Origin of the sequence: Faecalibacterium prausnitzii (genome assembly GCF_049532945.1) — a bacterium.
Lineage (GTDB): Bacteria > Bacillota > Clostridia > Oscillospirales > Ruminococcaceae > Faecalibacterium > Faecalibacterium prausnitzii_N.
In genome coordinates this window covers 2,282,008-2,294,125 of sequence record NZ_CP186691.1, presented here as the reverse complement: position 1 = coordinate 2,294,125, position 12,118 = coordinate 2,282,008, and the positions used below count along the sequence as shown (strand labels likewise).

Sequence of the window (12,118 nt, the reverse complement as noted above, 5' to 3'; positions counted from 1 at the left end):
GAGAATATAGTGTCTCTGAGAACGCCAGATGCGGACAGGAGGAGACCATTTTGGAAAAGCAGGAACGTTTGGAAGCCACGGTCTGCCGCGAGATCGGCGCACGCACCGGCGGCGAGATCCTGATCGGAGTGGTGGGCCCGGTGCGCACCGGCAAGAGCACCCTCATCAAGCAATTTATGGAGCAGCTGGTGCTGCCTGCCATCGAGGAGGACGACGCCCGCCTCCGTGCCCGGGACGAGCTGCCCCAGTCGGCAGCAGGCCGCACCATCATGACCACGGAACCAAAATTCATCCCGGAAGCAGCCGTGCCCCTGCAGTTGGAGGGCGGCGGCGAGTGCCGGGTGCGGCTCATCGACTGCGTGGGTTACATGGTGGAAGGGGCTATGGGCCACGAGGAGAACGACAAGCCCCGCATGGTCAAAAGCCCGTGGTTCGACCACGAGGTGCCCTTCGACCTTGCCGCCGAGACCGGCACCCGCAAGGTGATCTGCGAACATTCCACCATCGGCATCGTGGTCACCACCGACGGCACCATCAGCGAGATCCCGCGGGAAAACTATCTTCCCGCCGAACAGCGGGTCGTGGAAGAACTGGATGCGCTGGGCAAGCCCTACATCATCCTGCTCAACAGCACCCACCCGGATGCGCCGGAAACGCAGGCCCTTGCGGCGCAGATGGAGCAGGCGTATGGGCGCAGTGTGCTGCCCGTGAGCTGCATCGACCTGGACCGCGCCGCCCTGCACGAGATTCTGCGACGGGTGCTCTACGAGTTCCCGGTGCAGGAGCTGGATTTTGCCCTGCCGCGCTGGGTCACGATGCTGGACCGGGGCCACTGGCTCCAAACGGAGATCTACACGGCCGCGCTGGATTTTTCGGAGAAGATCTCCCGCATGAAAGATGTCCCGGCCCAAAACAGCGCCGGAGCCCTTGCCAGCGATTCGGTGGAGCGCTCTACCCTCAGTGGCATGGATCTCTCGGAGGGCATCGTGCGGGTGACCGTTCTGCTCAAGCCGGATGTGTTCTACCGGGTGCTGAGCGAGCAGACCGGCCTTGCCATTGGCGACGAAGCGGGCCTGATGCCCTGCATCATGGAGCTTTCCAGAGCCAGACGCGAATATGAAAAGATCCGCAGTGCGCTGGAACAGGTGGAGGCCACCGGATACGGCATCGTGATGCCCACCATCGACGAGCTTTCGCTCGAAGAACCGGAGATCATCCGGCAGGGCGGGCGGTACGGTGTCCGTCTGGAAGCCTGCGCGCCCTCCATCCAGATGATGAAGGCCACCATCCACACCGAGATCAGCCCCATCGTGGGCACCGAAAAGCAGAGCGAGGACCTTGCCCGCAGCCTGCTGGCCGGCTTTGAGGACGACCCGGAAAAGCTGTGGGAATCCAACATCTTTGGCAAGAGCCTGCACGAGCTGGTGAACGAAGGGCTGCAGAACAAGCTGCTGCACATGCCGCAGGAGGCCCGCACCCGCCTGCAGGAAACGCTGGAACGGGTCATCAACGATGGATGCAGCGGCCTCATCTGTATTTTGCTGTGAACCGCTCCGTCATCGTAGCCTGCCTGAGAGGTTATACTCCCTCAGGCACCGCGCAAACCCCTCCTGCGTGGAGCAGAAGGTGATGCCCTGCGCGGCGGCTTTGCAGCCATCCATCCGCAGGTTGCGGTGCCAGTCGGTGATCTCGATGGCAACGGAAATGCCCAGCAATTCCGCGAACTGCCGTGCGGTCTCGACCATGCTGCGGTCGTTGTCGCTGCCAAAGTTGTACACACCGCCGGGCAGGGAGAGCGCCGGATACAGGTTCTCGATGACCTCCCGCACAAAGCTGATGCCCCGCCAGTCGTGGGCGGAAAACTGCACCGGCGTCCTACGCAGAGCGGCACGCAGAAGATTCAGCGGCAGATTGCCGCGGATGGGCAGCCCATAGCCGGGCAGGTCATACATCCAGGGTACCCGCAGAAACACGGCGTCCGGCAGGACTTCCAGCACCCGCTGCTCGGCTTCCAGCTTGTGCTGCCCATAGATGTTGGAGGGGGAAAGGGACAGCGTTTCGGGCAGGGGGCCTTTCTGCGCTGCTCCGGAATACACCTGATCGGAGCTGAACGCCACGAGTTTCGCGCCGGTCTCGGCCGCGGCCCGCGCCATCCAGAGCGACACGTCCACATTGGCGCGGCGGGAGTCTTCCGGGTGCTGCTGGCAGTAGCCGGTGTCAGAGAGCGCGGCCAGATGCAGCACGACGTCCGGCTGCACCTGTGCAGCAAAACGGCAGAGGTCTTCCTGCGTGGCCGCCGCCAGAAACCCGCGCGGAAACGCAAAAAGCTCTGCTTTTTCACGCCATTGCTGCATCACGCGGGCCCCGACAAAACCGCCCGCACCGGAAACAAGGATCTTCTGCATCTTCATCACCGTACCAAAAACAATTCCAGAACAAACACCACGGCGCAGCAGGCGACCGACACCTGGAACAGGCTGGCCCCGAACCAGGCGGCGGCGATGCCCACTACCAGCGCAGCCGCACCGGCCAGAGGGCTCTGGGTGGCGTTGACGATGGCCGGAAAGGTCATCACAGCCAGCGTTACATAGGGCACATAAAATAGGAACGACTGGATGAACCGGTTCTGGATGGGCTTGCGGATGAGCGTCAGCGGCAGAACGCGGATGGCGTAGGAGACCGCCGCCATCACGGCGATGTAGACCCAATTGTTGTATGTCATTGTTCAGCCTCCTCAGCTTGCGTGGGAACCGGGAACAGCACCGCCGCCCCGCAGGAGATGAGCACCGTGAGCAGGATGGTGCGGGTGCCGTCGGAGAGCGATGCGATACCCGGCAGGTAATTGCACACAAAGCTGAGGGCGAAGCTCAGCGCCACCAGAACGGCCACGACCTTGTTCTTCCGGGCCGGGGGGATGATGATGGCAAGGAACATGCCGTAAAGGGCAACGCTCAGCGCACTGACAGCCCGCAGCGGCAGCAGATTGCCCGCAATGATGCCCAACGCCGTACCGATGGCCCAAGCCGGTGCCGCCAGCAGAATGGCACCGTAGGTATAATATGGGTTCAGGCTGCCGGGCCGTGCAATGGTGATGCCGAACAGCTCATCGGTGACATCGTAGCCGATGATGAGCCGATGGAAGAAGGGTGTGCCCGGCGCAAAGCGCTGGGCCAGTGCGCAGCTCATGAGCAGATAGCGCGCATTGGCAATCAGTGTGATGATAGCCACTTCCAGATAGGCGGCCCCGGCGGCAATGAGCGAGAACGCCGCATATTCTCCGGCGGAAGCATTGTTGAACAGGCTGGCAACAAACCCCTGGATGGGGGTCAGGCCCGCGTTTCGGGCCGCAATGCCCAGCGAGAAGGAAACAGCAAAATACCCCAGTGCGATGGGCACACCGTCCCGCATCCCTTCGCAGAACACCTTCCGGCTGAATGCGTAGGGCTTGACTGCAGTTTCCATTGAGTTCCAGACTCCTTTCCTACTTCAAGAAACGAAAACAATTATAGCACATCCGCCCGGCAAAGACAAAAGAAAATGCCTCAGCTTTTGGAAGGAAAGCTGAGGCATTTTCACAGAGAAGGGAGCTGTGGCTTACTCCACCACGTCCTCGAACTGGCTGTTGTACAGGTCGGCGTAGAAGCCGCCTGCTTCGATCAGCTGGTCGTGGGTGCCCTGCTCCACAATGTCGCCATCTCGCATCACAAGGATGAGGTCGGCGTCCCGGATGGTGGAAAGACGGTGTGCGATCACAAAGCTGGTGCGGCCCTCCATCAGGCGATCCATGGCGGTTTGGATGCGCTGCTCGGTGCGGGTATCCACACTGCTGGTGGCTTCGTCCAAAATCAGGATGCGGTTATCTGCCAGAATGGTGCGGGCGATGGTGAGCAGCTGTTTCTGGCCCTGACTCACGTTGGAAGCGTCTTCGTTCAGCTCCATCTGGTAGCCGCCGGGCAGGGTGCGGATGAAGTGGTCAGCGTTGGCAGCCTTGGCGGCGGCGATCACTTCTTCGTCGGTAGCATCCAGACGGCCATAGCGGATGTTCTCCATGATGGTGCCCTTGAACAGCCATGTGTCCTGCAGCACCATGCCGAAGCCCTCGCGCAGAGCGCTGCGGTCAAAGTCACGCACATCGTGGCCATTCAGGGTGATGGAACCGGAATCCACATCATAGAAGCGCATGAGCAGCTTGACCATGGTAGTTTTGCCCGCGCCGGTAGGGCCGACGATAGCCACCTTCTGGCCGGGCTTGACCTCACAGCTGAAATCGTGGATGACGGTCTTGTCCGGGGTGTAGCCGAAGCGGACATGACTGAATGTCACCTGACCGTTGATGCAGCCGGGGTCGGCCCGGCGGGCCGGGTCTGCCTGCTGATCCTCTTCCGGCTCGTTCAGAAACTCGAACACCCGCTCAGCGGCAGCGGCCATGCTCTGCAGCATGTTGGACACCTGAGAAAGCTGCTGGATGGGCTGGGTGAAGTTCTTGACGTACTGGATGAAGGCCTGAATGTCACCGATGGTAATGGTGCCGTTTGCCGCAAAAATGCTGCCCACGATGGCCACTGCCACGTAGCCCAGATTGCCCACAAAGTTCATAATGGGCATCATCAGGCCGGAGAGAAACTGGCTCTTCCATGCGGATTCGTACAGCTTATCGTTGGCGGCGTTGAAGTCGTTCAGCACCACGGCCTCACGGTTGAAGGCTTTGACCACGTTGTGGCCGGAGTAGACTTCTTCCACCTGACCGTTCACAACGCCCAGAATGGCCTGCTGTGCCTTGAAGTATTTTTGGCTGAACCGAACTACGATGAGCACCAGCACCAGCGAGACGGGCAGGATCAGCAGGGCAATCAGGGTCATCTTCGGGCTGATGGACAGCATCATGACCAGCACGCCGATCATGGTGGTCACACTGGTGATGAGCTGGGTGATGCTCTGGTTCAGGCTCTGGCCCAGCGTGTCCACATCGTTGGTGATGCGGGACAGCACCTCGCCCACGGTGCGCTTTTCAAAGTAGGCAAGGGGCAGGCGGTTGATCTTTTCGCTGATCTGCTTGCGGAAGTCGTAGCAGACTTTCTGGGAAAGGCCGGTCATGAGCCAGCCCTGAATAAAGCTGAAGGCGCTGCTCAGCAGGTACATGCCCAGCAAAAACAGCAGGATGCGGCCGATATACACAAAGTCGATGCTGCCGGTGCCGCGCAGCTTGGCGATCCAGCCGGTGGCAAGAGCCGTGGTGGCCTTTGCCAGCACCTTAGGGCCTGCAATATTGAAGATGGTAGAAAGAATGGCAAATACAATGGCGGTAACGAGCGAAAGGCGGTAGCGGCCAAGGTTGCGCACAAGCTGCAGCAGGGTGCCCTTGAAGTCCTTGGCGCGTTCGGTCGTCATGCGTCCGGGTCTTGGCATATCACTCACCCTCCTTTTCGGTATTCAGAGATTTGAGGTCCAGCTCCTTCTGGCTCAGCTGGCTGCGGGCGATCTCCTGATACTCCGGGCAGGAAGCCATCAGCTGGGCATGGGTGCCCTTGCCCACCAGGCGGCCTTCGTCCAGCACCAGGATCTGGTTTGCGTGCAGCACAGTGGAGATGCGCTGTGCCACAATGATAACGGTAGCGTTATCGGTCTGGGCTTTCAGTGCACGGCGCAGGGCAACATCGGTCTTAAAGTCGAGGGCAGAAAAGCTGTCGTCGAACAGATAAATTTTGGGGTCCTTGGCAATGGCGCGTGCAATGGAAAGGCGCTGCTTCTGGCCGCCGGACACATTGGAGCCGCCCTGTGCAATGGGGCTTTGGTAGCCCTGCGGTTTTGCGTCGATGAACTCGGTGGCCTGCGCAATGGCAGCGGCCTTTTTCACATCGGCATCGGTGATGTGCTCCCCGCCGAACTTCAGGTTCGAGTCGATGGTGCCGCTGAACAGCACGCCCTTCTGGGGTACATAGCCCAGCAGGTCGTGCAGCTGTGCCTGCGGCATATTGCGCACATCGATGCCGTCCACGGTCACGCTGCCGCCGGTGACATCATAAAAGCGGGGGATGAGGTTGAGCAGGGTGGATTTGCCGCAGCCGGTAGAGCCGATGATGGCGGTGGTCTCGCCGGGCTTTGCGGTAAAGCTGATGTGCTCCAGCGCATCGCTGTCCGCACCCGGGAAGCGGAAGCTCACATCGTGGAACTCTACCTCACCCTGCCAGTTTTCGTGCTCCTGCGCGGGCTTTGCAGCAGCTTCGTCCGGGTCGTTGATGGTGGCCCTGGTGCGGATCACCTCGTCGATGCGCTCCGCAGCCACACCGGCGCGGGGCAGCATGACGGCCACCATGGCCAGCATCAGGAAGGACATGACGATCTGCATGGTGTAGGTGATGAATGCGATCATCTCGCCCACCTGCATGGTGCCGTTGTCCATGGCCTTGCCGCCGAACCAGACGATCAGCAGGCTGGTGCCGTTCATGATGAGGGTCATAAAGGGCATCATGGCAACCATGGCATGGTTGGTGAACAGCTGGGTGCTCATCAGGTCTTTGTTGGCCTTGTCGAAGCGCTCCTCCTCAAACTTTTCACGGCTGAAGGCACGCACCGGCATGATGCCAGTCAGAATCTCGCGGCTGACGAGGTTCAACCGGTCCACCAGCTTCTGCATGATCTTGAACTTGGGCATGGCCACACTCATCAGGAAGAGGATGAGCAGCAGCAGAACGGCCACATCCAGCACGATGATCCAGGAAAGGCCGGTGCTGCTGTTCAGCACATGCAGCACGCCGCCAATGCCCAGAATGGGCGCATAGGCCACCATGCGCAGCAGCATGACGCAGACGAACTGCACCTGCTGGATGTCGTTGGTGGTGCGGGTGATGAGAGATGCGGTGGAAAAATTCTCGATCTCTGCATTGGAGAAATGGATGACGGAGGAGAAGGTCTGCCGACGCAGGTCACGGCCGATGGCAGCCGACACGCGGGAGGCGATGAGGCCCACCAGAATGGCGACCACCACCATCAGCAAAGTCAGGCCCAGCATCTGGCCGCCCACTCGGAACAGATACTGCATCTGGACGTCGTGCGCGACGCCCTGCGCCTCGTATTCCAGGCTGACCAGCAGGGTGGCCTGGCTGGCCATGCTGGAAAGGGTCGTCTCGTCGATCTGTGCCATTGCGCTGGCAAGCTGCTGCTGGATCATCTCGCGGGAGAAGCCCGGCATCTGCGCCATGGCCGCAAACTGGGCGCATACGGTGTCCAGATCGGCAGCAGTGGGGGCTGCGGTATCCTCAGTGTTTTCCGAGGAGGCTGCGCTCTCAGCGGCCTCGCTGGAAGCGGCCGGATACTCCGAAAGGGGAGCCATGCCCTGCGCGGGCATCCCGGTGCCGTTGGCAGCCTGCGAAGCGGCCATATACAGCACGATGTCCGGCGTGGTGACGATCTCTTCCAGAGAAGCACGCTCCTCGGCGGTCAGGTCGGTGCGCAGCTTCAGCACGCCGTCGTCCTGAAGATAATACCCGTAGGCGTTCTGGAGCGCATCAGCGTCCTCTTCGCTCATCAAAAGCGACAGCGCATCCCGCGTGGAGGAGCGCAGGGTCTGGGGCAGGGGGCTTTCAATGCCGCCCTGCTGGATGCCGGTGTCCACGATCCTGCTGGTGTAGTCCGGCAGCGAAAGATCGCAGTACGCCTGCACGAACAGCAGCGCGAACACCACAAGACAGACGGCCCAGTGCCGGGCCAGCTGCTTGAAGATCTTACCCATTTTGATTGTCTCCCTTCGATTTGGTCTGGAATTCCGCATTTTCGGCCATCACCGCATCCAGCAGAACATCCTTCAGTTCCTGCAGCTGGGTCAGCTGCTGGGGCGTCAGGCGGCGCGCCACCCGGTCGAAATACCCGCTGAGGGCCAGCTCGCACTGGCGGCTGGAAGCAAGGCCTTTTTCGGTGACGTGCACCAGTGTCTTGCGGCGGTCGTTCGGGTCGGTGATGCGTTCGATCAGTCCATCCTGCTCCAGCTGGCGCAGCCACCGCGAAACGGCGGGCATCGGCTGCCGGACGGCAGCGGCCAGGTCGGAAACATAGATGCTTCCATCCGTTCCGTGCTGTTCAATGTTCGCCAGAACGCCTTCCAGCATCACGAAATGACACCTGGGGCACTCTTCCAGGGATGCCTTCATCCCGCGCTTGGCTTCGTCGCTCAGCTGGTGGAAGTAGTGGAACAGCCCGAACAGCTCCGGGGCGTTTTCCTTCGGCATGGGGAACCTCCTTGTTTGTTATCTACTGCAAATATTTAACGCTTGATAACTATTTGCGTGTGATAATAATATACCCGCCTGCACCGGAATGCAAGCGGGTCAGATTTCTTTTTACAATTTCTTCATCACTGGGCAGGGGAGCGGGTCACTCGTGGAGAGCACGGTCATGTTTCAGCCCGTCACGCATTCCGTGAATGCGGCCCAGCCCGTAAGCCAGCAGGGCGGCGCACAACAGGTTGAGCCAGCCCAGGCGGCTGCTGGTGGCCCCGGTACAATTCGCAAGGCCAATCACGATATTTGCCATACAGAGCAGGAACAGCGTTTTGCCGATTTTGTCCAGATGGGCGATGCGGGAGTCGATGTCGGAGAACATGTCGAACTCGCCCAGTTCCGCTTTGCGGCGGAAGTAGCCCCAGCGGAAGCAGCGGCCAACGGATTCGGCCCCAAGCTCCTCCATGAAATTTTCAAAATCAGAAGAGTTGTCCAGTGTTTCTACCCGGATGATGTATTCGCCCGGTTCGCATTTTTCGAAGGTGTAGGTGCAGAAGCCGCCACACGTCAGCGCCCAGCCCTCCTGTGCCATCTCGTTGAGCCAGCGTTCTTCTTTTTCAAATTCCCAGACCCAGAACCATTTGTGCAGGGTTTTCGTCTCACTCATGACAATTCCTCCTTCAGGATGGTGCGGCCATTCGCGGCCAGCTCTTCCAGGCGGGCCAGCTCCCGCTTGAGCACGGCCAGGCCCGTTTCCGTCAGTTGATATTCCTTCTTGCGGCTCCCGCTTTCCATGGGCAGGGGAGAGATCCAGCCTTTTTCGCACAGTGCGTTCAAAGCACCGTACAAGGTCCCGGCGGCAAGCCGCACTCGCCCGCCAGAGAGCTGTTCAGTTTGCTGCATGATGCCGTAACCGTGTTGTGGGTGGTAGAGGGAAAGCAGGATGTAGTAAGTGGATTCCGTCAGAGCCAAATTTTCCATTGTATCGCCTCACTTTGTATCGGCACACGATATATCGTAATTGCATTATATCGTACGTCGATATATCTGTCAAGAGCTTTTTGGCAGGAAACCCTCTCAGTCACGCTTTGCGTGACAGCTCCCCAAAGGGGGAGCCATTGGCAAGCCGGTTTTGGTTGTGCTGACGGAACAAAGTTCAATAAAACCATAAAATAGAGTGCTCCGCTGTTTTGATTCACAGCATCTATCCAAACGCTCTTTGTCAAAGCGCAGTACAGATGCCGCTGATCTTTACAGCGGAGCACTTTTGTTTACGATATCAAAATACTTTCAGCGTCCAGCAGAAACCGGGCCGATTTGCCAAGGGCTCTCTCTTCGAGGAAAGACTCTCCCCGGCCGGGGAGAGATGTCGCGCAAGCGACAGAGTGGGGAATCTGGCGCGAAGCGCCTGAGAGGGTATCTTACTTTCTCAAAAACTTATTGTCCACCCAAATGCAGACGCAGGCACCGAGGATGGAGATGACAAAGGAGCTGAAGCTCCCGGTCGCGTGGATGCCGACCAGGCCGAACAGAAACTCGCCGACAAAGCTGCCCAGCACACCCAGAACGGCGTTGCGGGCAAACGATGTCTCGGTGCCCATAAAGCGGCCTGCGATGTACCCGGCCAGTGCGCCCACCAGTACGCCGATGACCAGCGAGGCCAGCAGCCCCACAAGGGAGAACAGGCCCATCAGGCAGCCAACCAAAGCGCAGATGAGCGCGATGACGATCAGGATCGAGAGTGTGATCATAATGAGACCTCCTATTTGGTTTGTGCAGCTGCCTGCTCTGCCGCATACCGGCAGACATCCTTCAGGCAGCAGCGTTCACATTCTGGTTTGCGCGCATTGCACACTGCCCGACCATGCATCACAAAGCGGTGGCACAGGTCGCTGCCTTCTTCCGGAGGAACGATCTTCCACAGGGCCATTTCCACCTTCTGCGGTTCCTTGATGCCGTCCACAAGGCCGATCTTGTTGCACAGCCGGATGCAGTGGGTGTCTGTTACGATAGCAGGCTTGCCAAACACATCGCCCATGATAAGGTTTGCGCTCTTGCGGCCTACGCCGGGCAGGGCGAGCAGCTCCTCAAAGGTGGTGGGCACCTGACAACCGTATTTATCGCGCAGCACCCGCATACAGGCGGAGATATCCCGCGCTTTGGAGTGTCCCAACCCGCAGGGCTTGACGATGGCTTCAATGTCTTCGGGTTCTGCAGCAGCCAGCGACGCCACATCGGGGTACTTTGCAAACAGGTCTTCCACCACAATGTTCACGCGGGCATCGGTGCACTGGGCTGCCAGACGCACGCTGACCAGAAGCTGCCAGGCGTGGTCGTAGTCCAGTGTGCAGCCTGCGTCCGGATATTCCTGTTTCAATCGGTCAATGACCGTGCGCGCCAGCGCCTTTTTGGCGGAAAGGTCTTCCGCCGGGGAAGCTTTGCGCATGAGATCGCCTCGTTTCACATAAGGATAGCCTGATGATACCATGTTTCGACGAGTTTGTAAATGAATTTTGCGATATCGGGGCAGGCCCCTGCCAAAGAAGCGCTTGTCCTCAGCGGGGAAATGCGGTATACTATGATAAACAGGAAATTGTCTCAGATGAGCAAAGAGGAGGAACGACCGATGAACGAACCGCTGGCACAGCGTCTGCGGCCCAAAACACTGGCAGATGTCTGCGGTCAGCAGCATCTGTTGGCACCGGGCAGGGTGTTCCGCCGTACCATCGAGAGCGGACGCATCCCGAACATGATCTTCTACGGCCCGTCCGGTACCGGAAAAACGACGGTGGCACGCATCATTGCAGAAAACAGTGGTATGACGCTGCATAAGCTCAATGGCACTTCCTGCGGCACCGGGGACATCAAGGCGGTGCTCAAGGATATCGGCACGCTGGCAGGTGCGGGAGGCATCCTGCTGTATCTGGACGAGATCCAGTACCTGAACAAAAAACAGCAGCAGAGCCTGCTGGAATGCATTGAGGACGGCTCGGTGACGCTCATTGCATCCACCACCGAAAATCCATACTTCTACATTTATAATGCGCTGCTGTCCCGCTGTACGGTGTTTGAGTTCAAATCACTTTCGGCAGCGGATGTGGAGCGTGGGGTGCACAATGCACTGAAAAAGCTTTCGGAAGGGGAGAGCACAAAGGTCTGCATGGACGAGGATGCCTGTGCCTACCTTGCCGAGAGCGCAGGCGGCGACCTGCGCAAGGCGCTGGGCTGTCTTGATTTTGCGGTGACGGCAGCTCCCATTGAGGATGGGGAAAAGCACATTACGCTGGAAATGATCCAGCAGGTCACCCGCCGCACTGCCATGCGGTATGACCGGGAGGGCGATGACCACTACGACATCGTGTCAGCCTACCAGAAGTCCATGCGCGGCTCCGACCCGGATGCGGCGCTGCATTATCTGGCCCGTCTGCTGGAAGCAGGAGATCTGCCCTCGGCCTGCCGTCGCCTAATGGTATGTGCCTGCGAGGATGTGGGCCTTGCCTATCCACAGATCATCCCCATTGTGAAGGCGGCAATTGATGCCGCCAACATGGTGGGCCTGCCGGAAGCACGGCTCCCGCTGGCAGATGCCGTCATTCTGGTGGCCACCAGTCCTAAGTCCAACAGTGCCCATGATGCCATCAACGCGGCCATTGCGGATGTGCAGGCGGGCCGTACCGGGCCGATCCCGCGCCAACTGCAGAACAAGCACTACGACGGTGAGGATGCGCTGGTAAAGGGACAGAATTACAAATACGCCCATGATTACGCCCACCACTGGGTGGAGCAGCAGTACCTGCCCGATGTGCTCAGGGATGTCCGGTACTACACCTTTGGGGAAAACAAAAACGAACAGGCGACCCGCGCCTACTGGGCCCGCATCAAGGGCGAAGACAAAGTATAAAAAC

General features: G+C 59.4%; 12 protein-coding genes. 2 read left to right on the top strand and 10 right to left on the bottom strand.

Going from position 1 to position 12,118, the window contains the following annotated elements:
• Positions 1 to 50 precede the first annotated feature (50 nt).
• Positions 51 to 1,547, top strand: coding sequence for a stage IV sporulation protein A (spoIVA, locus tag ACNQFG_RS11470; protein ID WP_423405007.1), 1,497 nt, complete (start codon positions 51 to 53; stop codon positions 1,545 to 1,547).
• A gap of 9 nt (positions 1,548 to 1,556) precedes the next feature.
• Here the strand turns inward: spoIVA and ACNQFG_RS11465 are convergent, their stop codons facing one another.
• From ACNQFG_RS11465 to ACNQFG_RS11420, 10 genes are all read right to left on the bottom strand, one after another.
• Positions 1,557 to 2,405: an SDR family oxidoreductase gene (locus ACNQFG_RS11465; RefSeq protein WP_423405006.1), complete on the bottom strand. Its 849-nt coding sequence runs from the start codon at positions 2,403 to 2,405 to the stop codon at positions 1,557 to 1,559.
• 5 nt (positions 2,406 to 2,410) lie between these two features.
• The gene (locus ACNQFG_RS11460) at positions 2,411 to 2,722 is read right to left on the bottom strand and encodes an AzlD domain-containing protein (RefSeq protein WP_118552850.1); all 312 of its coding nucleotides are present in this window, start codon (positions 2,720 to 2,722) and stop codon (positions 2,411 to 2,413) included.
• On the bottom strand, positions 2,719 to 3,462 hold the full coding sequence (locus ACNQFG_RS11455; protein WP_423405005.1) for an AzlC family ABC transporter permease: 744 nt from the start codon (positions 3,460 to 3,462) through the stop codon (positions 2,719 to 2,721). Before ACNQFG_RS11455 ends, ACNQFG_RS11460 begins: the two co-directional genes overlap by 4 nt.
• Before the next feature lie 132 nt (positions 3,463 to 3,594).
• A complete protein-coding gene (locus ACNQFG_RS11450) occupies positions 3,595 to 5,406 on the bottom strand; it encodes an ABC transporter ATP-binding protein (protein WP_044954204.1) in 1,812 nt (603 codons plus the stop codon).
• 1 nt (position 5,407) lies between these two features.
• Positions 5,408 to 7,729, bottom strand: coding sequence for an ABC transporter ATP-binding protein (locus ACNQFG_RS11445; RefSeq protein WP_423405004.1), 2,322 nt, complete (start codon positions 7,727 to 7,729; stop codon positions 5,408 to 5,410).
• Positions 7,722 to 8,222: a MarR family winged helix-turn-helix transcriptional regulator gene (locus ACNQFG_RS11440; RefSeq protein WP_423405003.1), complete on the bottom strand. Its 501-nt coding sequence runs from the start codon at positions 8,220 to 8,222 to the stop codon at positions 7,722 to 7,724. Before ACNQFG_RS11440 ends, ACNQFG_RS11445 begins: the two co-directional genes overlap by 8 nt.
• Before the next feature lie 145 nt (positions 8,223 to 8,367).
• The gene (locus ACNQFG_RS11435) at positions 8,368 to 8,880 is read right to left on the bottom strand and encodes a DUF2812 domain-containing protein (protein WP_423405002.1); all 513 of its coding nucleotides are present in this window, start codon (positions 8,878 to 8,880) and stop codon (positions 8,368 to 8,370) included.
• A complete protein-coding gene (locus tag ACNQFG_RS11430) occupies positions 8,877 to 9,194 on the bottom strand; it encodes a PadR family transcriptional regulator (protein ID WP_097792339.1) in 318 nt (105 codons plus the stop codon). Before ACNQFG_RS11430 ends, ACNQFG_RS11435 begins: the two co-directional genes overlap by 4 nt.
• 440 nt (positions 9,195 to 9,634) lie before the next feature.
• Positions 9,635 to 9,964: a GlsB/YeaQ/YmgE family stress response membrane protein gene (locus tag ACNQFG_RS11425; protein WP_097792338.1), complete on the bottom strand. Its 330-nt coding sequence runs from the start codon at positions 9,962 to 9,964 to the stop codon at positions 9,635 to 9,637.
• 11 nt (positions 9,965 to 9,975) lie between these two features.
• Positions 9,976 to 10,659: an endonuclease III domain-containing protein gene (locus ACNQFG_RS11420; protein ID WP_423405001.1), complete on the bottom strand. Its 684-nt coding sequence runs from the start codon at positions 10,657 to 10,659 to the stop codon at positions 9,976 to 9,978.
• A gap of 180 nt (positions 10,660 to 10,839) precedes the next feature.
• Here ACNQFG_RS11420 and ACNQFG_RS11415 point away from each other — a divergent pair, with 180 nt between their 5' ends.
• On the top strand, positions 10,840 to 12,114 hold the full coding sequence (locus ACNQFG_RS11415; RefSeq protein WP_423405000.1) for a replication-associated recombination protein A: 1,275 nt from the start codon (positions 10,840 to 10,842) through the stop codon (positions 12,112 to 12,114).
• Positions 12,115 to 12,118 lie beyond the last annotated feature (4 nt).